Source organism: Paenibacillus sp. NFR01, assembly GCF_900111565.1.
Taxonomy (GTDB): domain Bacteria; phylum Bacillota; class Bacilli; order Paenibacillales; family Paenibacillaceae; genus Paenibacillus_AQ.
In genome coordinates this window covers 177879-196896 of record NZ_FOIK01000003.1, presented here as the reverse complement: position 1 = coordinate 196896, position 19018 = coordinate 177879, and the positions used below count along the sequence as shown (strand labels likewise).

The window sequence follows — 19018 nt, the reverse complement described above, 5'->3', positions numbered from 1 at the left end:
GCGGCTCCAGCGCATAGCCGTCTCAGCGCTCAGCCGACTTGAAGTAACGGTACACGCGCTGCAGCTTCTGCGCCTGCTTGCCCTGCGGTTTCTCCATCCCGCCGAACTCGAAAAATTTGACCGGGCGAATGCCGACGAATCCGAACAGCGCCCGGCGCATCAACACTTTATGCGCATTGTGCAGCCAGAAGAGCGGATAACCTGCCGGGCCTTTCATGGAAGAGATACAGACCACGGATTTCCCTTTAAGCAGCCCCTCCGGCTTCAGGCCGCCTTTGTCCCGGTAGGCGAAGCCCGAAGCAAACATGCGGTCGATATAGCCCAGCAGCATCGCCGGCGGACGCCCCCACCAGATCGGATAGATCAGCACGATCCGCTCTGCCCACAGCAGCTGCTCGCGGTGTCTCGCTAGCTCCGGATCGGCATGCATATCCCGCCGCCGTTTGTCTTCCCCAAACCTAAGCGCAGGATCAAACCCCTCCGCATACAAATCCAGCACCTGAAGCTCCTGCTCTTGCGGATGGTCGCTGCAGCCGCGAATGACCTCCTGCAAAAAGGCATAACTTAAGCTTTGATGATTCGGATGCGTATAAATAATCAGCGTCTTCATCGGAACACCCCTTTATTTATCATTTGATAACTAAACACTATCACCAACCTTATTGGTTGTCAAATGATAATTGTTATTTGATAAATGTTTTGCTATGTTGTCTCTGAGGTGATTTTGTGGACAATCAGGAATTGTTCCGCCGCTTTATGGCGTTTATCGTGGCGGTGCATGAAACAACGTATGATTTAACGAAGGATCTTACGCCGGATCATTTGACGCCGCTGCAATATAAAATGCTTGAATACATCGCCGTCAGCCAGCCGGTTACGCTCAGCGAGATCGGGGACTGCCTGCACATCTCCCCGCCAAACACGAGCCGGGAGCTCAAGAAGCTGACGGAAAAGGGCCTATGCGCCAAAAAAACCGATCCCGCAGACCGCCGCAGGCAGGACATCGTCCTTTCGGCGGAGGGCCAACGGCTGATGGACGAGGTGTTCGCTTCCGGCGCCATCCGTTTTCATGAACGGATCGGCGCCGTATCCACAGAAGAAGCTGCCGAGATTGTGCGTGCGCTGGAGCTTTTGCAGCGCAAGGTCTTTCACTAAACATGCAAAAAGAGCGCCAAGCCGCAGCCTGCGCTCTTTTTGCTGTTGTTATATCCGAATTCGATAAGTTCCGTTATTTCACGAGCATAACCGCGCAAGGGGCATGCTGCGCCACCGAATGACTGACGCTGCCCAGCAGCAGCTCGGAGATGAATGAGACGCCGCGGCTGCCCATGATGATCAGGTCGGCGGATTTTTCCTTGGCGGCCTTGCAGATCACTTTGGACGGATCACCGTGGACGTAAAACGTTTCAAAGCTGAGGCCTGTGCCTTCCAGCTTCGCGGTGGCCGCGGCAAGAATCTGCCGGTCCTCCGATTCCAGCGCCCCTTCAAGATCCATCGAACCGGTCGGTTCGTTCAGGGCAATGACCGGCTGAACGTGAATGACGCTCAGCCGTGCTGCGGGCGACAACGCCTTTGCTAGGCCGATCGCGCTGTCCAGCGCCCGTTCCGCCTGCCCCGAGCCGTCCATCGGGACCAGAATATGTCCATACATCTGAATACCTCCCTTTCCCCTCACCTCATGAATTAATGCGCGCTTTCGACTTCATCCACATGCTTCAAGTGTTTGCTGTTCACCCCAAGGTACAGCGCCGCAACGACCACGAATGCGCCGCCGACGATAAACGGCATATGCGGATTGAACCACTCGGCCAACTTGCCGGCCAGATAAGGTGCAATCGCCCCGCCGATAAACCGCAGGAAGCTGTAAGCCGCCGAAGCTGTCGGACGTTCTACCGGAGCCGCGTTCATGACTGCAGTCGTGATGAGCGTGTTGTTGTTGCCGAGGAAAGCGCCGGCCACGATGACGGCGATGATCACCACCGTTTTATCCGTGGTCCAGTTGGCCATGACGAACAGGCAAGCCGCGAAGCAGAGCAGCATGACAACCATCGACGGCAGTGTGCCGAAACGTTTTTGCAGCTTAGGCGCCATAAAGACGGAGGTAAAGGCCAGCATCAGGCCCCAACCCAGGAATACGTAACCGAGCTGATGCTCATCCAGACCCAGTTTGCCGAGCACCAGCGCGGCATAGACCAGCAGCGTGAAGAACCCGAAGTTGTACAGCGCGGCAGCAATGCCGAAAGTGCGTAGCGCGCGAAATTTCAGCGCGCGGAACGGATCGGCCAGCGACGCTTTTTTGCGGACGGCCTGCCCGCCGGCAGCCATCTTGGACGGCTTCGGCATCAAGGTCAGGATCAGGATAAAGGCAAATACCATCAGCCCGGCTACGCCGAAGAACGGGCCGCGCCACGAAATCGCGCCCAGCTCGCCGCCGACCAGCGGTCCTACGGAAATACCGAGACCCACGGCTACCTCAAACAGAATAATCGACTTGCCGACGCCGGTCGTGGACAACGAGACGATGGCGGATAGCGCCGTCGCTACGAACAGCGCGTTGCCCAGCCCCCAGCCGCCGCGCAGCAGTACGAGGCTCCAGATGCCGTTCGACAAACCGCCCAGCAAGGAGAAGATGGCGATAATGACCACGCCGCACATCAGCGTGTATTTGGGCCCCAGGCGGGTGGAGATTACGCCGGTAATCAGCATGGCCACCGCCATAACGGCATTATAGCTTGTAAAGAGCAGCGTCACGTCGCTGGCGGAAGCATGCAGCTTCTCGGCGATGGCCGGAAGAATCGGGTCGACGAGGCCAAGCCCCATGAAGGCAATGACGCTGGCGAAGACAACCGCCCAGACCGCCTTCGGCTGGCTGAACATGCCGGCCTCCTGAATTGACTGCTTTTGTACGGCCCCAGTCTGGCCTTTTTGAACGGATGACTGCATTTCTCTCCCAAACTCCCTCTCTTTATTGTGGTTCGATAATCTCGCTTACTCTTTGGTGAAGCTGCTCGATCTCCTTGCGGAGCTTCAGCATTTTGGCGAATTTCTGGTCGATCATCTCCAGCTGCTTGCCGGTGATCTCATGCACCTCGCGAAGCTGCTGGAGTTTTAGCGCGGAATCCTCCGTGCTGCGGTACATCGCCCGGTGCTCATCCAGCTTTTTGGCGATGGAGACATAGTCCGAGATTTCCTGCAAGGAAAAACCAAGCACGTCCCGGGCGTCTACGATCCGCCGCAGTACCTCGACATGTTCAGGCGTATACAGGCGTACGCCGCCGCTGGTGCGTTCAGGGGGGAACAGCAAACCGATCTCCTCATAGTACCGGATTGTCCGTTTGGTCAGCCCGAGCTCCTTGGCGACATCATCGATTTTGTAAATTGGAATTCATTCCCTTCCACGTAGACTTACATTTCACTTTTATAGACTAAAACATTTTAACGTTAACGTCAACGTTAACTTTTAATTTAAAATAAATTTTTGCCGGACAGCAATTTCCCTCTTTTTATCTCGTGTAAACCTTGCTAACATAAAAACAACTTAAATAGGCTGTACTTAGGATAGGATTGAATAAGGGGGAACATACGATGGAGATTAAAGTAGACGATTTAAGCGGGGCCAAAACGCAAGGGCTGATTCAGCTGCATTTGCAGGGCATGTTCGAAAATACGCCCGCCGAGAGCGTACATGCGCTGAATCTGGACGGGCTGCGGAAGCCCGAAATTACCTTCTGGAGCGCCTGGGAAGGCGATGAGCTGCTGGGCTGCGGCGCGCTCAAGGAGCTTGACAAGACGCACGGCGAGATCAAGTCCATGCGGACCGTCGCCGCTCATCTGCGCAAAGGGGTGTCGCGCAGCATTCTGGAGCATATTATCGGAGTTGCGCAGACGCGGGGCTACAAGCGGCTCAGCCTGGAGACCGGCGCCACCGAGGATTTCCTTCCGGCACGCCGGCTGTATGAGGCCGCGGGCTTTGAGTACTGCGAACCTTTCGCCGATTACGCGCTCGATCCGTACAGCGCTTATATGACAAAGGCATTGTAACCAAGCCAACCGGCGCAAATGAGTTGTAACCGGAAAAAGTCCGGCATATTCTAGACCATCTGCGGATGAAAGGTGGTTGGTCTATTGAGCGACAAGCGAAAAGCGGGAATGCCGATTCCCCAGCCGATTCGGCCGGACGGGGCGGGCGGCGTCGATTGCGGCCCAAGAGATATTTGGCGCGATCTGGAGAACCCGGATCTGCTGGTTCCGCCCGTAACCGACAACGGGCTGGTGCCGGGTCTGGTGTTCTCCTTTTCCGACGCGCATATGCAGCTGAACCACGGGGGCTGGTCGCGGGAAGTGACCTCGCGGGAGCTGCCGGCCGCAACCGAGCTGGCCGGGGTCAATATGTATTTAACGCCGGGCGGGGTGCGTGAGCTTCATTGGCACCAGCAGGCGGAATGGTCGTTCATGATCTGCGGCAGCGCCCGGATTACGGCGATCGACGCCCAAGGCCGGAACTATATCGCCGATGTGCATAAAGGCGATCTGTGGTATTTCCCGCCCGGTCTGCCCCATTCGATCCAGGGGCTGGCGGAAGGCGCGGAGTTTCTGCTTGTCTTTGACGACGGCGCTTTCTCCGACCTGAATACCCTGTCGATTTCGGACTGGGCGGCGCACACCCCACGCAGCGTCCTGGCCGCCAATTTCGGTGTGCCGGAAGGCGCGTTCGCCCATATTCCCGCCGAACAGGTATACATTTACCAGGCAAAGGTGCCGGGGCCTATTAGTGAGCAGCAGGTGGCATCGCCCTACGGCAGTGTCCCGCTGCCCTTTTCGCACCGCCTGATGGACCAGGAACCGCTCGTGACCTCGGGCGGTACTGTCCGGATTGCCGATTCGTCGAATTTTCGCATCGCCAAAAACATCGCCGCGGCGCTGGTTGAGATCAAGCCGGGCGCCATGCGTGAGCTGCACTGGCATCCCAATGCCGACGAATGGCAATATTATTTATCCGGCCAAGGCCGGATGACCGTCTTTGCCGGCAACGGCGCCGCCCGGACTTATAACGTCCGCGCCGGGGACGTCGGGTATGTACCGTTTGCTTACGGGCACTATATCCAGAACACGGGAACCGAATCGATCTGGTTTCTGGAAATGTTCCGCAGCGACCGGTTTGCAGATGTTTCGCTGAACCAATGGATGGCGCTCACGCCGAAAGCCCTCGTTGCCACGAACCTGAAAGTAAACGACGAGCTGCTGAACGCGCTTGATTCCGTAAAGCAGCCTGTCGTTAAATTTCCGGCAGCGGACTTCGCCCCTAATACCAAAAAAGAATGAGGTAACCCTTATTGACGAAATCTTATCAATTCTTCAACATGACCGACTTCTCACCGGCCCGGATCGAAGAGCTCCGGTTGCTGGAGCAGCAGTGCAAGATGTTCGACCATTCCAGTCTGCGGATCGGCATCGACAGCATTAAAGAGGACGGCGACCGCGCCGTCCTCTGCTATGATGATATCCGGCTGGCCGGGTGCCTCAGCTGGTATACGTCCGACGGCGTTACCGCGGACATCAACGTCATGGTTCATCCCGGGTACCGCCGGCAGGGAATCTTCCGCGGCCTGTTGGAACTGGCCCAAACAGGGATGCGGGATATCCGGGAATTCCGGTTCAGAGTTCCCGCCGATTCCGCTCCGGGAATGGACGTTATGCGCCATCTAGGCGGCAGGTTAACGACTTCACAATTCACAATGATTCTGGAGCAGCGGACGGTGTCCACACCCGGCGGCAGCGGCCTGTTTTTACGCCCCCGAAATGAAGAAGATTACGAATTTATGATCCGCTGCCTGTCCCAAGCGTTCGGCGACTCCGAGTCCTGGACCCGCAATTATGTAGCCCGTTCCAGCGAAGCCGGGCGGTCCGTCTTCATTGCCGTGGAAGGCAGCCGTCCGGTAGGACTGGTCGGGGTCAACGAACTTAATCCGCAGACGGCGGTCATCTACGACCTATGCGTGCTTCCGGCGGATCAGGGCCGCGGCTTGGGCCGGCAAATGTTGTCCTCTCTTGTGCGGCTGCTGCAGCCCCGCGGATATACCGAGCTTCGCCTCAGCGTGGTGACAGGCAACAAGCATGCCCTGAACCTGTACCGGTCCGCCGGGTTTGCGGTTTCCGCCGAATTCCATTACTTCCTGCTGGAGAAGTAGCGGACAAGCCTGATCCTGCCGCTGCCGCGTATGATTTATTTACCGGCAGCGCCAGTACCGGCCATCATCCGGTCCGCCGGCTCCTCGCTGCGTAATTTTGCCAGATGTTTGACATGCGCTTGCCCCCACACATTGATCGCCTGCAGCACAGGAAGAATATTCTGCCCGTGTTCCGTAATCGAATACTCCACTTTCGGCGGAATCTGCCGGTATACCTCCCGGTGAATAATATCCTGGGTCTCCAGCTCCCGGAGCTGTGAGGTGAGCATTTTCTTGGTGATCTCCGGCAGCGCCCGCTGAAGCTCGCTGAACCGCATCGTTCCGTTTGAAAACAAATGAAACAATATAATGGGCTTCCACTTCCCGGCCAGGATCTCCAGTCCGGTCTCCACCTGACAGTTCTCTTCCATGCTTCGCCTCCCGCTCTCCATGTACGGTATACTTTTTGATACCAGGTTTAAAAAAAGTAACTACTTTCGATAATTGAGTTTAGGGGTTATTATACTCCCATAAACGGGCAGGAACCACTGCATCCTTAAAAATAAATATCTGAAGAGGTGTTCATTTATGAAAGTACTGGTAACCGGGGCAACAGGACAACTGGGCCAACGGGTCGTGGAATCGTTGCTGAAGCTTCTGCCTGCCGGACAAATCGCCGTCAGCGTTCGCGATCCGCAAAAAGCGGCTCATCTCGTCGCATTGGGCGTGGATGTGCGCCAAGGCGATTTCAATCATCCGGAGACGCTCCATGAAGCCTTCGCGGGCATTGACCGGCTGCTGATGATCTCGACCAACGATTTGCAGAACCGGATTCAGCAGCAGAAAGCAGCGATCCAGGCGGCAAAAGAAGCCGGTGTAAAACTAATCGCCTATACAAGCGTCGTGAATGCGACGAACAGTCCGTTATCCCTTGCGGTCGATCACCGGGCAACGGAAGCCGCCCTTTTGGAGTCGGGCGTCCCCTATTCCTTCTTGCGCAACAACTGGTATTTGGAAAATGAACTGCCTTCCGTCCACGCTTCTCTGCAGGGCGCGCCTTGGATTACTTCAGCCGGTAAGGGGAAGGTCGGCTGGGCGACCCGCCAGGATTACGCGGAAGCCGCCGCCAAAGTGCTCGCCGGCGAAGGGCATGACAATACCATCTATGAGTTGTCCGGCAAACCGCTGACCCAGGAAGAATTCGTCGCGCTGGTGGAGGAAGTCAGCGGAAAGAGCATTCCGGTGCAGCAGGTTGATGACGAGACCTATGGCAAAGTCATGACCGGCGCCGGCATTCCCGAAGCAATGCTTCCGTTCCTGACCGGCGTCCAGCAGGGGATCCGGGCAGGGGCGCTGGATAGCGAAAGCGATGATCTGGCCAAGCTGCTGGAACGCCCGCTGACGCCGCTGAAGGACGCATTACGGGAGCTCTTGGCCGCGAAATAAAGTTTAAGCTTTCGCAGGCGCCGGTCCAATCGCTTTTCCCGGCAGGTCATACCCTGATACAAAGCCAAAATAAAGGGTGATGATCGAGTTGATCCGTCAAGAGATGCAGAAGCCGTATCATGTGATCGTTAGTTTGGGATGCTCCTGCAGCCCGGCGCTGCAGTTGATCCGCCATAAATTGAGAAGGTTTTCTGCTCCGCTCGACTGGATCGTCTCCCCGCGCCTGTCCGATGTCAACCGGCTCCTAAGCAACCGTTTTGCCGGTTATATGGAACTGCCTCATATGCAGATGGAGCAAGAGACCGATCTGCTTCTGGAGGAAGGTACGGTTGTGCTTCCCAAGACAGGTGTTGCCCAACCGGTCCGCTCCTATTTCGTTAAAGATACGATGTATAACTTCCTGTCGGTCCACGACTTTCCTATTCTCCCGGACCAGCCGTGGCAAGCGACCTATCCGGCTTTCAAGGCCAAGCTGACGCACCGGATCGAGCGGTTTATGAACTACATCGGCAACAGTCCCAGCGTGCTGTTCGTTCGTTGGGCCGGCGATTATGCCGAAGCCTATGCATTGCAAAACGTGCTGTCAGGGATTGTGCAGGGATCGTATGGCGTGCTCCTTCTGCGGCCCGAAGCTGGAGCGACGGAAATAACCGAGCTCCCTTGGGGACTACAGAACGTGTGCGCGCTTGAGGTGCCGGATGATCCGAATGATAACGACATCTGGGATTACGCCTTTGCAGGAATCAGCATCAGTATGATCTAATCAAGCCGGGATTCCGGCTCTTAAAAAAGGCGGACCTTTCGTTGATCGAAAGGTCCGCCTTTATATTTCTTACTTATTGTGTTTGATTCTTCGAATCGCCAATCCAAGAACAATCAGCGTGCCGCCGGCCAGGTAGATCGGCCATGGGCTGCTTTCCCCGGTCTTCGGCAGCGTCGCCGGTCCTCTTGCTGCTGAAGGCGAAGGCGTCGGTACGGTGCCGAGCGGCACTTCATCGACATCGATCTCAAAGACCGTCTCCTGTTCCTGTCCATCCGGATCCTTGGTGATGATGGAGAACGTATCCTTGCCTTTAAAGCCCGGATCCGGCGTATACGTCCATTTGCCGTCCGGCCCAAGAACAACGGTGCCATGGCCCGGCGGATTTCCGATGCTTGGCACGCCGCCAAGCGGAATTTCGCCTTCGAGCGGTATCTCCTCATCCGTGTTATCCCGGACTACGGCAGGCGTTGGCGTGGCTGTCGCGGGCGGCTGCGTTGGCGTAATTGCCGGTGTCGCAGACGGCGATGATGTCGGCGTTGGCGTTGGCGTCGGCGATGCCGTCGCTGTCGGCGTCACCACGACGACCGGCGGGATATACGGCGGCTGGGTCGGCGTCGGCGAGGCACTCGCCGTGGCCGACGGTGAAGGCGACGGCGATGCACTGGCCGAAGCGGAAGGCGACGGCGACGGAATCAGCGTATTCGTCACGTTCATCACCGTTTCGGTGCTGGAATTGAAAGTAACTGTCTTTTTCGCGGAGTCCAGCTGATACCCTTCGGGAGCCTTGACCTCCTGAAGCTTGTAGCTGCCCGGCCAGAGCTTCTTGAAGGTCGCCGTGCCGTACACATCTGTAGTGACCTCGCCCCATTTGATTTCTTCCGAGCCGGAGGTCCGGTACAGGGCAAAAACGGCGCCTTCCAGCTTTTTGGAGGTATCTGCGCTATCGGTCTTCACAAGCGTCAATTGCTTTTGGGTACCCGTGCCGACGCCGTCCGCGCTGGACAAGGCTACCGTGATCTCCTGCTCCTGCGTCTTCGTGATCGTCTTCGTGTTGTACCCGGCAATTTCAACGTGATTCGAAACTTTATCCCCGTTGTTGGCGACAATCAGCGAGTCGTAGTTTAACATGTACGGCTTCTCGATTGGTTTTTTGAATTCAAGCACGAACTGCTGCTGGCCGGTATCGGCGTCTGTCGTAATCGTCAAATCATAATCAGTGCCTTTCGCCAGCTCCGAACCGGGCGTTACATTGCCGCCGGTGTCTACAGACGCGTTATAAAGATGGAATGAATCCTGAATCAGAATCTGGTTTGGGCTTGGCGTATCCATGATCTTCATACCGGTAATATAAGACTGGTTGGCATTGATCGACAGCGCCCAGTTAATCTTCTTGTCGCTCTGCTTCCCGGTCTTCGCCACATATTGGCCGGCCTTCGGGATGGTTACATTCGCATTAAGGTCCCGGGATACCGCCGCGGCATCATCATAGACTTTGGCTGTATTGTTGATTTGGGAGGTCTCCATGAGCTTCCCGGCCAAGGTTGTTTTGTAGACGATAACGTAAGGCTCGCTGATGGCCTCGTCGAACACAACCTGCAGCAGTTTTGTTGTACTGTTGTATGTTGCCGTGTAATGCTTTGTCGTTGCGGTGCTGCCCGCCGTCGATTTACCGTCCGCAGAGATGCTCATCGGGTAGACAGCCAGCGAATCCGCCACATATTCCTGATCGCCTTGCAGCGTGTCCTTCACGACCGGCTTGGCAATCGTTTTGCTGTTGTAGTTGATGCCCACCGTCCAGGTAATGGTCTTGTCCGCGGGGTTATAGCTGCCCGATTTATAGCCGTTATTCTTGACCTCATCGCGCGGATTAAACGTATCGTTGTCGGTAATCGTCTTCGTAGTCCCCGGCGTGGCCGGGTCATTCCAGCTTAGCTTCGCCACATTCACATAAGATGGCGTTTGGGTAAGCCAGCCCGGATTGAGCCAATCGTTATTATAATCCGTCGTATAAGTGATCGTATACGGTTCATTAACCGGTTGGAGGAACGTCAAGGTAAATCCCTTGTAGACCGTCTCTGTTACCGTATAATGTGTATTTTTCACTAATGGAGTTCCGTCGTTCCGCTTGATCGTGAGCGTGCCCGTTTGCAGCTTGAGCCCTTCATTGGTGAAGGTATCGTCAAGCTTTACGTTCTCCATCTCGTACCGGTCCCCGTTCATATAGACAGACCAGGCAACAGTGTGGGCCGCATAGTCGACGTTGCCCCGGGTTTTGTTCAGCACAACCTGGTTAATCGTCGCGGTTTTGGAACTGGAATAGGTACTGGACGTTACCGTGTTGGCAACACTTAAGTCGGCAGTTACGCGGTTTACGGCTTTGGTTTTGTATTTGATCTTGTAGGCCTTTGAAATGCCGTCGTCAAAGCTCAGCTTGAAGCCCTTTTGTCCTGTGGCCGTCAGCGCGGATACCGTATAGCCGTCCGTCAGCTTAGCGCCAAGTGTACCGGATGTGCTGCTGGCAAAGGAGACCGGATACACTTCAACCGAATCTTCCAAAAGTACCGAATTGTCCGAGAACAAGTCGGAGACATAGGCGTCGGCCAGACTCAGCGTATCTTCCCCATAGTTGAAATTGATCTCCCAGTTCACCGTGCCTTCGGCGCCGCTTGTCGAAACTGCATTCTTGGCAAGCCGTGCTCCGCGGGTTACGTTGACCGTCGCCGAGGTTGTTGCAGGGCTGGCTAGCTCTTTTCCATCAAACGACGCGTTATTCGTGAAGCTGCTCTTGGACCGGTCTGTAATCGGCGTGGAAAAGGCTACCCGGTACGCTTCAGAGATGCTGTTATTAAACGCGACGGTCAACACTCCGCCGGAGGCATCGGCCGTATATTCGCTAGCCGCAACCAATGCTCCCTCCGTCACGCTTCCGTCCAGCTTCTCATTGAGCTTATAGACTTTTACACCCAGCGGATCGGCGAAGGTCAGTCCAGTTGGAAGCGTGTCTTTCACAACCGCGCTCTCGATGTTCTCCAGCTTCTTGTTGACATCCACCGTCCAGTCGATCTGCTGGGCGTTATAGCCGTCTTTATTGGATCCGCTAGGCTTCCCTGCTTTGGCAATGGTCGAAGGTATATCCGGCCTGAACTCGACGGTAACGTTCAAGTCGCCGGATTGGATCGGAAATGTAATAACCTGCTGGATTTCTTTAGTGAGCTTCTCTTTGTAGAACTGGGTGTTGATCGTCAGCGAGCCGTGCACGTCGAACAGCTGCTCCACCTTTTCGTTAAAGGTCATATCTACGCGGTTGGGCGTCCCTTTGGTGACCTTAAACGTACCCACCGATTCGCCGTCGAACACGAGCGGCTTAGGGTCAATGCTGCTGGCCAAATAGAACTGCTCCGGCAAATCGAAGGAATAGGTATCGCCTTCATAGGTTGCTTCCGACACCGACCAGTTATAGGTCAATTGTACCTTGTCCGTCTGGCCGTACACATTATCCGTCACCAGCGCACCCTTGCTGTCGTAAACAGCCATGGATACACTCGTAATAATGTTATCCTGGATCGCACCCGCATTTACCCGGTTGAAGATCCCGAACCCGTACACCCATTGCACGAGCAGCATCACGGCCACCATACCCAGGCTGATTCTCCGCTTCCAAGCGTGTTGTTTTTTCTTGAACAATAACATCCTTCCTCTCCGTCAGCTGATAGATAATTCAATAGGATCTAATTAGGAGCAGATATTCCAACTTTTATTTCCAGAGGAATAGCTAAATTTTTCGATTTTTGACTTGGAAATTGCTTCCTCTACGCCTTTAGTCCTAATTATAAGAGTCTATCAATCCGGGAACAAGAGATTTTATTGTGAAAATAGAAATAAGCAATTAAAAAAATCACTATGCCCTAAGGCATAGTGATAAGACAGCAGAATGGGGATCAGCTTTATTTCAGCGTAACGATGATTGCGTTGCTGATCAGGCGGCCCGGCGTGGTCAGGTACTTCCCATTATAATAGAGGCCGCTGGAAGCGCCCCCGTCGAGATTCATAGCCTGGTAAGCGCCAGCCTGTTTCATGATCTGTGCCAGCTGCGGAATCGTCGCCCCTCCGGTGGTCAGAAGAATGAGCTTATGGTCTTTCGTAAGGCCAAGTGCGCTTCTCGCGCCGCCGCCGGTCAGGATCTTCGGATCGCGGAAGCCTTCTTCTTGAACGTTGATCGCCACCTTGCCGTCCACCAGCAGGCGCGGGCCGGCCTGCAATGCGCCCTCTACCTTTCCTGTATCAAAACGTCCCTTGAAATCGAAGCCGGGAACCAGTTCGGCCAGTCCATTGCTGTTGTATGTAAAAGTAGCCCTTTTATCGCCGGGGCTGTTCTTCAGCAGCTTGCCTCCGCTGGCGATATATCCGTAAGGCGCTTTATAGGAATCTTTGGTATAGGCATCGAAAAATGTGCCGTTAATCGCCACAACCGCCTTGTTTTGCATGGCAATCGATTTTAATTCCTGTACGCTGCCGACGGTGCCTTGCGCGAGCGCTACTCCCAGATGAACCTTCGGATGCAGCAGCGATACCGTTACGATGTTGGTCCGGAAGGTCTGTGCGCCTACTTTGAAGGAACGGGCCCCGCTTTCCACCGGTTTGGTGGCCGACAGGTCTTGAATCCCCTGCGCTACAGGCAAATCTGCCGATACATCCCCTGAGGCTATCGTTACCGAGGAGGTTTCACCGTTCCATGTCAACGCCAGATGGAGCTGCCCGGCGATAAATCCAATCGGCACATAGGTCACGCCCTCCGCAGTATACGGCGCCGCGGTGAGTTTAACCGGACTGCCGTTGACAAGAGCCGTCAGGCTGCCGACCGTGAGCGTCAAACGTTGATCTTCCTTCACGACGGTAATTTGCTTGGTTGCGGCATCCGCACTGAGCGAAATGCCGGCAAATCCGCTCAGAAAGCGGATCGGCACGAAGCTCCGGCTCTGATTGTCCATCCGTACAGCCATTTTGGATGCCGGAGCCGCCGCATAGGCCGGGTTCACCATGAGGCTCAGCGCAAGCATGCAGGCGCCGCCCAGCGCCAGCGCCTTTCGCCACCGTAGTTGAGGTTGTCCCATGCCGCTGCGGTGCTCCTCCTTCAGGTTAAGCTGCTGTTTCCGTTTCTGTTGCTGCATCATTTGAATATAAATCTCCTTTGGCGAATTATGGTTGTCATTACTTCTATCGGAAAAATCGCAGCTATTTTTAAATGAAGAAGAACCGGATTCCGCGGACAACAAAAAAGCCTTGTCCTGCAAAATCAGGATCAAGGCCGTCTATATAGGCAATTTGCTATTCGTAATCGCGATTCTTATCGGTTCCGGTACAAGGTAATGTTCTTGAATCCCGCTTCCAGCGCTTCCTTCATTTCTTCCCGCCGGTTGTCCCGGGTCTCCTCCTGCACCGCGCTGTATACGTAACGCGCCCAATCCTTCCGGTAACCCGGCGTCAGCGTCCGGTAGAAGGCCAGGGCCTGCGGCCTGTCCTGCAGATCACTCTCAATCGCGGGGATCAGCGCCACGTAGTCGTCCACACGCTGGCTGGGCTTTCCAGAGGCAGCGCTCTTTTTCGCCTCTTCCTTAAGGCCCACCACGGTAAAAACATCATTCATCCCGACCATCCGCGAAAATTTTAAGGTGCTTGCCCCGATATAGCCGCTCTCCTCATCCGCCCCCAAACCGGCAAACAGCTGATCCCGGTGAATATAGGTGGGATAAACCTTATTCCCCTTTTTGGGATATGCGACATAAAGATAACCGCCCTTAGCCAAATAATCGCCAGAGAGCACCCGACCGACGATGGCCTGCATCGCCTCCATATCCAGTGCAAAGGCAAAAATCAGATCATAGCCAGGCGACAGAAGCTCCGTGTCGTAAGCGGCCAAACCGCCAAGCCATTCTTCTCCTTCCGGATGATGAAGCACCGCAGCTTTATTGTATTTTTGCAAATTTAACTTCTCGACGATCGTTTTTTCCATCCCGGGCGCTCCTCGTTTTTTCCTTCATTATATCAAAAAAGAGGCGCCCGCCGCTTACGCTGCGAGTGCCTCCCTCTTTTTGCCGCCGCTTACGATCAAACGCAGCTCGTCCAGCAGTACGTCCAGTTCAGAACGCAGCTGATGCAGCTCCTTGTAGCATGCCTTCTGTAAGTGGGCCAGCTCACGGTCTCCAAACTGTCCGGTATGGATTTGGTAAAGCAATTTATTCTGCATGGTCTCGCTGGCACTGATCCGGAACTCGGCCGGCAGCGGCGAGTCTTGCTTTTGCATGGTTAGCATGGTTAATCCTGCTCCTCTTTGCTCAATTTTCTTACAGCATACCAGCGAAATGTTAACGATATATTTAGGCATTATTAGCGCCGCATTAATCTGCAAGCACCCGGTCCCCGCTGCTGGCCGGAGAGGAGATGACCATGAACTCTACATCCTGCTCCGTAGGGTTGTACATCCGGTGCGGCACCCCCGGCAAAATCGAAACCCCCTCCTGCGCGTGCAGCTCCACGGTCTCGCCTGCAATCTCCATCGCGGCTGTCCCCGAAAGAATAAAGAAAAACTGCTCCGCACGTTCATGATAATGCTTCACTTCCGCTGTTCCGCCCGGCATCCGCTCATGAATGACGCTTAAGTGAGGCTGCTGCACGAGCCGCCAGCCGTCGCATTGCTCTCCCCATATATAATGCGGGGCATTCGCCTTGCTGATCTTCATTGCCCATCCGCTCCTTATCCACCGTATCCCGCTCTATTTCGGATAATTATACGGATCCGGCGTATTTTTTGCAAAAGAAAAAATATTTTCATGAAACCTGTCACAAAACCGGAACGCCGATTGTCTTAGATAGCGTAAAAAACATCAACCTTTATTGGAGGAATTTATCATGAAACTTCGCATAGACCATCGCAAAGCCAATCCGGCCGCCTATCAGGCCCTTGCCAAGCTGGAGGATGCCGCCACGAAAATGGGGCTGGATCCGGTATTGTTCGAATTGGTGAAAATCAGAGCCTCGCAAATCAACGGCTGCGCCTTCTGCGTCGACATGCATATCAAGGATCTGCGCAAAATGGGCGAAAGCGAGGAACGTCTGGCGCTCGTCGTGGTCTGGCGCGAATCGCCGGTGTTCACCGAGAAGGAACGCGCCGCGCTGGCGCTGACCGAAGCCGTAACCCGCATCGCCGATGCCGGCGTACCGGAAGCCGTCTACGAGGAAGCGCGCAAGCATTTCAGCGAAAGCGACTATGTCGCGCTGATCATTACGATCAATGCCATCAACAGCTGGAACCGGCTGGCCATCTCGACCGGCATGTTCCCCGGCTGCTTCGACAACTAAGCCATCCAAAGTCAAACCACCACGGATGGGGTGGTTTCTTTGGCGTTAACTGGCTATGATAAAGACATTCCTACCTACTGGAGGTCATGCGTGATGAAGACCGCTGAACAAGCGAGCGCCGTCGACGAGCTGTACCGCGAATATAAGGGGCTGCTGCTGTCCATCGCCTACCGGATGCTCGGCTCAATGACGGAAGCGGAGGATGCCGTGCAGGATGTATTCGTCTCCGTCAGCCGTCAGGACGGCCTGGAGCTGGAACATCCCAAAGCGTATCTCGTGAAAATGCTCACCAACCGCGCGCTCAACATGATGAAAGCCGCGCCGCGCCGGCGGGAGAACTATCCCGGCCAGTGGCTGCCGGAGCCGATCATCCAGCTGGACGACGCGGAACAGCCGCTGAACCGGATGCTCCGGCGCGAGCGGCTCGGCTATGCGCTGCTTGTCCTGCTGCAGAACTGCACGCCGCAGGAGCGTGCGGTCTTCGTCCTGCGTGAATCGCTCGGCTACGAATACGCCGACATTGCCGCGGCGCTGAATAAGACGGAAGCCGCCTGCCGCAAAATCTTCAGCCGGGCTGCCGCCAAGCTCGGCCATCGGCCGGAGCCGGAGGAAGGCGAGGCGTCATTGGACGCCAAGATGGAGGCATTCCTTCAATCTTTCGCCCAAGCGCTGGGCAGCGGCAGAATTGAATCGTTTATCCCGCTGCTAACCGATGACGCCGTTCTGCTCGGCGACGGAGGCGGCATCGTCCGCTCGGCGCTGAACCCGATCCTCAGCCGCAAACGCGTCTTCGCCTTCCTGGCCGGCATTCACCGGAAGGGCTCGCTGACCGGCGAGCTGCGCCCGGCCGAGATCAGCGGGCAGCGCGGACTGCTGCTCGTCCGGGACGGCAAACCGCCGATCGCGATCGTGCTGGAGCCGGATGAGCAATTTGAAGCGGTCCGCGCCGTGTATCTCATCACCAATCCGGAGAAGCTGACGCTGATTACGTAAGGCTGGCGCAGCATAATGCGTCTGCCCTCAGCCCGGCTTGCCTTTGCGCTGGGCCAGAATCTCCGGAATATGCAGCTCACGCAGGACGGGCACGATATCCTGCACGCTGTTTTTGCCAAACTTCTTCAGGATGCTGTTAATCTGCGTCTTCAGCGTGGAAGGCTCGACATGCCGCAGCTGGCAAATCTCCTGGCGGGTGTAGTCCTTCATCAGCAGCTCCAGAACCTCCAGCTCGGTCGGCGTCAGCTGCGTAATGATATAGAAATTATGCAGCAGGCTATCCTCCGTCTTCTTGATCCGTTTGAACTCGCGGCGGATTTTGCCGGCGATGTTCGAATGCAGCGAGGAGCGGTCGTAATACGCGTCCTTCACCGCTTCCAGGATGGCGTCCGCGGGCATATTTTTCAGCAGATAATTGGTTGCCCCCAGTTCAAACGCCCGAAACACCGTGTCGTCGGTCTCGCAAACCGTCAGCATGACCACCTTGACCTCGGGCATATAGTTGAGAATCTCCGCGGTCGCCCGCAGGCCCGCTTCCTTGTCCTCCAGCTCTACATCCATCAGCACGATATCCGGTTTATTTAATGCGGCGAGCATCGTTCCTTCATATCCGCTAAGCGCGGTGCCCGCCCACTCGATCTCCTCGTCCCGCGACAAAATCATCTGATACCGCTTGGCAATCAGCGCGTCGTCTTCGACAATCAGCACCTTGATGACCGGTTTCTGCATGTTCCTCTCTCCCCTCTTCGGTCTCTTTACCCTATAACAGCGGCATAATAATCCGGAATACACTGCCCTCGCCGGGTTTGCTTTCGGCGCTGATTTTCCCGCCGTGGGCCGTAATGATCGTATGCGTAATCGACAATCCCATGCCCCAGTTGGTCGCCGTCGGCTTGGAGGAATAAAACGGCTGGAAGATCTGCCGCAGATGCTCCTCCGGCATGCCCGGTCCGTTGTCGGCAATCACCAGCTCCACCCACTTATTTTTGATTACCGTCTCTATCGTCAGCTTGCGCGATTTCTCTGGCACGAATTCCAGCGCATCCGCCGCATTCGCGATGATATTGCCGACGGCCTGCGCGAAATAATACGCATCCGCCATAATGACGAGCGGCCGCGTAGGCGGCGCGTATTCCGCCTGAACCATTTTCAGCTCCGGCTGCAGGTCGTCCAGGAGTTTAGCCAGCAGTTCATTCAGCGAAGACGGGACCAATTCGACTTTGGCTTTCAGCGTCTTCTGGTGGATGACATCCAGCCGGTCGTAAATTTTGCGGCAGCGCTGCTCGATGACCTGAATTTCCTCTGCCAGCTCCGGCGGCTGCCCGGGCATGCCTTCGATAAATTCCGTCTGTGCCATGATGGCCAGCAGCTCGTTTTTGATATAGTGGCTGAATACGCGCGACGTAAAAAGCGCCGAATCGATATTTTTCGAGATCACCGCTTCCTGGTTTTTGATACTGTTTTGAATTCGCGTGTACCGGTAGATGCTATAAAGGCTGATTAGCAGGCAGAAGCCCGTCAAATACGGCAGCAGGCTGTAAATCGACGGGTTGCCGACCAGATTGATCGGCTTGTACCGGGTAAAATCCATCGCCTTCGAGACCTTGATCAGCACATCCGGCGACCAGTAGTTGATATAGTAATACGTCACCTGCACGGACAGGTACGAAAGAAGAATCATCATAATATTGCTCTGAATCTGCCGGACCTTGGGCGCGGCATACAGCGCATACCCCAGCAGCAGCATACCGGCCGCGATATATAGCGTGTTGACCGCAAACGTCACGCGATGGAAATGCCCATAGGCGGCATTGAAAGCTTGCGGACTCAGATAGGCCGGATACAGCCAGTAATAGAGGCGCGTGTAAATGCCGGGATCGTACAGCAGCACTTGAACCGTACCGGGAACCGCAAGAAGCGTCAGCAGCAGAACTCCGCGTTTGAACCGGACATGAAAGGCGAAATAGATCGCCGAGCACAAGCCTGCATAAAGAAACGTGACCGAAAAAAAGTTCAGCAGGCGGATCAGCGCAAACCGCGACACCGGCAGGAACATCAGCTGGTTCAGCATGCTCTGCTTGAGCCCGAAAAAGTCTTTGAGCCGGTAGTAATAATACGCATCCTTGGACATGTAGATAATAATGCAGGAAATGACAATCAAATAGGAGAAGCCCATCAGCAGCATGAACAGCGTGGCCTTCGTATATTTGCGTTGCATCAGCAGAAATCCCGAGATAGCGATAAACAGGACAAATACCAGAAAAATAAACATAAACGCTCCCCTTCCCCTCCC

General features: G+C 55.3%; 20 protein-coding genes. 8 read left to right on the top strand and 12 right to left on the bottom strand.

The window, feature by feature from the left end:
* Positions 1–22: 22 nt before the first annotated feature.
* Positions 23–610, bottom strand: coding sequence for an NAD(P)H-dependent oxidoreductase (locus tag BMW84_RS15745; protein WP_091070070.1), 588 nt, complete (start codon positions 608–610; stop codon positions 23–25).
* A 116-nt stretch (positions 611–726) separates the two neighbouring features.
* Between BMW84_RS15745 and BMW84_RS15740 the strand changes: the two genes are divergently transcribed.
* Positions 727–1155, top strand: coding sequence for a MarR family winged helix-turn-helix transcriptional regulator (locus BMW84_RS15740; RefSeq protein ID WP_091070069.1), 429 nt, complete (start codon positions 727–729; stop codon positions 1153–1155).
* Between the two features lie 73 nt (positions 1156–1228).
* On the opposite strand, the gene BMW84_RS15735 is transcribed toward BMW84_RS15740, so the two are convergent.
* From BMW84_RS15735 to BMW84_RS15725, 3 genes are all read right to left on the bottom strand, one after another.
* Entirely contained in the window at positions 1229–1651 is a 423-nt protein-coding gene (locus BMW84_RS15735) for a universal stress protein (protein WP_091070066.1), read from the bottom strand.
* 32 nt (positions 1652–1683) lie between these two features.
* Positions 1684–2877 carry an MFS transporter gene (locus tag BMW84_RS15730; protein WP_254773029.1) on the bottom strand — a complete coding sequence of 398 codons (1194 nt, stop codon included), beginning with the start codon at positions 2875–2877 and terminating at the stop codon, positions 1684–1686.
* A gap of 88 nt (positions 2878–2965) precedes the next feature.
* Positions 2966–3370: a MerR family transcriptional regulator gene (locus BMW84_RS15725; protein WP_302848104.1), complete on the bottom strand. Its 405-nt coding sequence runs from the start codon at positions 3368–3370 to the stop codon at positions 2966–2968.
* 215 nt (positions 3371–3585) lie between these two features.
* On the opposite strand from BMW84_RS15725, the gene BMW84_RS15720 reads away from it, so the two are divergent.
* From BMW84_RS15720 to BMW84_RS15710, 3 genes are all read left to right on the top strand, one after another.
* Positions 3586–4041, top strand: a complete 456-nt coding sequence (locus BMW84_RS15720; RefSeq protein ID WP_091070062.1) for a GNAT family N-acetyltransferase — start codon at positions 3586–3588, stop codon at positions 4039–4041.
* Between the two features lie 108 nt (positions 4042–4149).
* Positions 4150–5322, top strand: a complete 1173-nt coding sequence (locus BMW84_RS15715; RefSeq protein ID WP_091070544.1) for an oxalate decarboxylase family bicupin — start codon at positions 4150–4152, stop codon at positions 5320–5322.
* 11 nt (positions 5323–5333) lie between these two features.
* Entirely contained in the window at positions 5334–6188 is an 855-nt protein-coding gene (locus tag BMW84_RS15710; RefSeq protein ID WP_091070060.1) for a GNAT family N-acetyltransferase, read from the top strand.
* 35 nt (positions 6189–6223) lie between these two features.
* Here BMW84_RS15710 and BMW84_RS15705 read toward each other — a convergent pair whose 3' ends face one another.
* A complete protein-coding gene (locus BMW84_RS15705; protein ID WP_091070059.1) occupies positions 6224–6598 on the bottom strand; it encodes a winged helix-turn-helix transcriptional regulator in 375 nt (124 codons plus the stop codon).
* A 157-nt stretch (positions 6599–6755) separates the two neighbouring features.
* Between BMW84_RS15705 and BMW84_RS15700 the strand changes: the two genes are divergently transcribed.
* Entirely contained in the window at positions 6756–7613 is an 858-nt protein-coding gene (locus BMW84_RS15700) for an SDR family oxidoreductase (RefSeq protein ID WP_091070057.1), read from the top strand.
* A gap of 88 nt (positions 7614–7701) precedes the next feature.
* Complete coding sequence (locus BMW84_RS15695) at positions 7702–8376, top strand: DUF1796 family putative cysteine peptidase (RefSeq protein ID WP_091070542.1); 675 nt, start codon at positions 7702–7704, stop codon at positions 8374–8376.
* Between the two features lie 69 nt (positions 8377–8445).
* On the opposite strand, the gene BMW84_RS15690 is transcribed toward BMW84_RS15695, so the two are convergent.
* The 5 genes from BMW84_RS15690 to BMW84_RS15670 all read right to left on the bottom strand — a co-directional run bounded on the left by BMW84_RS15690 (position 8446) and on the right by BMW84_RS15670 (position 15113).
* Positions 8446–12060, bottom strand: coding sequence for a collagen binding domain-containing protein (locus BMW84_RS15690; RefSeq protein WP_175498831.1), 3615 nt, complete (start codon positions 12058–12060; stop codon positions 8446–8448).
* 260 nt (positions 12061–12320) lie between these two features.
* On the bottom strand, positions 12321–13487 hold the full coding sequence (locus BMW84_RS15685) for a phosphodiester glycosidase family protein (protein ID WP_091070540.1): 1167 nt from the start codon (positions 13485–13487) through the stop codon (positions 12321–12323).
* Positions 13488–13720: 233 nt separating this feature from the next.
* Positions 13721–14386 carry a YdeI/OmpD-associated family protein gene (locus BMW84_RS15680; protein ID WP_091070054.1) on the bottom strand — a complete coding sequence of 222 codons (666 nt, stop codon included), beginning with the start codon at positions 14384–14386 and terminating at the stop codon, positions 13721–13723.
* 54 nt (positions 14387–14440) lie between these two features.
* A complete protein-coding gene (locus tag BMW84_RS15675) occupies positions 14441–14686 on the bottom strand; it encodes a hypothetical protein (protein WP_091070052.1) in 246 nt (81 codons plus the stop codon).
* 85 nt (positions 14687–14771) lie between these two features.
* Positions 14772–15113, bottom strand: coding sequence for a cupin domain-containing protein (locus BMW84_RS15670; protein ID WP_091070051.1), 342 nt, complete (start codon positions 15111–15113; stop codon positions 14772–14774).
* Positions 15114–15282: 169 nt separating this feature from the next.
* Here BMW84_RS15670 and BMW84_RS15665 point away from each other — a divergent pair, with 169 nt between their 5' ends.
* Both BMW84_RS15665 and BMW84_RS15660 read left to right on the top strand, forming a co-directional pair.
* Complete coding sequence (locus BMW84_RS15665) at positions 15283–15732, top strand: carboxymuconolactone decarboxylase family protein (protein WP_091070049.1); 450 nt, start codon at positions 15283–15285, stop codon at positions 15730–15732.
* A gap of 93 nt (positions 15733–15825) precedes the next feature.
* Positions 15826–16725 carry a sigma-70 family RNA polymerase sigma factor gene (locus tag BMW84_RS15660; protein ID WP_091070048.1) on the top strand — a complete coding sequence of 300 codons (900 nt, stop codon included), beginning with the start codon at positions 15826–15828 and terminating at the stop codon, positions 16723–16725.
* A gap of 27 nt (positions 16726–16752) precedes the next feature.
* Here the strand turns inward: BMW84_RS15660 and BMW84_RS15655 are convergent, their stop codons facing one another.
* Positions 16753–17454, bottom strand: a complete 702-nt coding sequence (locus BMW84_RS15655; protein ID WP_091070046.1) for a response regulator transcription factor — start codon at positions 17452–17454, stop codon at positions 16753–16755.
* 31 nt (positions 17455–17485) lie between these two features.
* Positions 17486–18997 (bottom strand): sensor histidine kinase, encoded by a 1512-nt coding sequence (locus tag BMW84_RS15650; RefSeq protein ID WP_091070045.1) that lies wholly within the window; start codon positions 18995–18997, stop codon positions 17486–17488.
* Positions 18998–19018 lie beyond the last annotated feature (21 nt).

Bases quoted from the DNA above. Each gene is read 5' to 3' on its own strand.
- BMW84_RS15745 (WP_091070070.1), bottom strand. From the start codon at position 610: ATGAAGACGCTGATTATTTATACGCATCCGAATCATCAAAGCTTAAGT.
- BMW84_RS15735 (WP_091070066.1), bottom strand. From the start codon at position 1,651: ATGTATGGACATATTCTGGTCCCGATGGACGGCTCGGGGCAGGCGGAA.
- BMW84_RS15730 (WP_254773029.1), bottom strand. From the start codon at position 2,877: ATGTTCAGCCAGCCGAAGGCGGTCTGGGCGGTTGTCTTCGCCAGCGTC.
- BMW84_RS15720 (WP_091070062.1), top strand. From the start codon at position 3,586: ATGGAGATTAAAGTAGACGATTTAAGCGGGGCCAAAACGCAAGGGCTG.
- BMW84_RS15715 (WP_091070544.1), top strand. From the start codon at position 4,150: ATGCCGATTCCCCAGCCGATTCGGCCGGACGGGGCGGGCGGCGTCGAT.
- BMW84_RS15705 (WP_091070059.1), bottom strand. From the start codon at position 6,598: ATGGAAGAGAACTGTCAGGTGGAGACCGGACTGGAGATCCTGGCCGGG.
- BMW84_RS15700 (WP_091070057.1), top strand. From the start codon at position 6,756: ATGAAAGTACTGGTAACCGGGGCAACAGGACAACTGGGCCAACGGGTC.
- BMW84_RS15685 (WP_091070540.1), bottom strand. From the start codon at position 13,487: ATGGGACAACCTCAACTACGGTGGCGAAAGGCGCTGGCGCTGGGCGGC.
- BMW84_RS15680 (WP_091070054.1), bottom strand. From the start codon at position 14,386: ATGGAAAAAACGATCGTCGAGAAGTTAAATTTGCAAAAATACAATAAA.
- BMW84_RS15675 (WP_091070052.1), bottom strand. From the start codon at position 14,686: ATGCTAACCATGCAAAAGCAAGACTCGCCGCTGCCGGCCGAGTTCCGG.
- BMW84_RS15670 (WP_091070051.1), bottom strand. From the start codon at position 15,113: ATGAAGATCAGCAAGGCGAATGCCCCGCATTATATATGGGGAGAGCAA.
- BMW84_RS15665 (WP_091070049.1), top strand. From the start codon at position 15,283: ATGAAACTTCGCATAGACCATCGCAAAGCCAATCCGGCCGCCTATCAG.
- BMW84_RS15660 (WP_091070048.1), top strand. From the start codon at position 15,826: ATGAAGACCGCTGAACAAGCGAGCGCCGTCGACGAGCTGTACCGCGAA.
- BMW84_RS15655 (WP_091070046.1), bottom strand. From the start codon at position 17,454: ATGCAGAAACCGGTCATCAAGGTGCTGATTGTCGAAGACGACGCGCTG.
- BMW84_RS15650 (WP_091070045.1), bottom strand. From the start codon at position 18,997: ATGTTTATTTTTCTGGTATTTGTCCTGTTTATCGCTATCTCGGGATTT.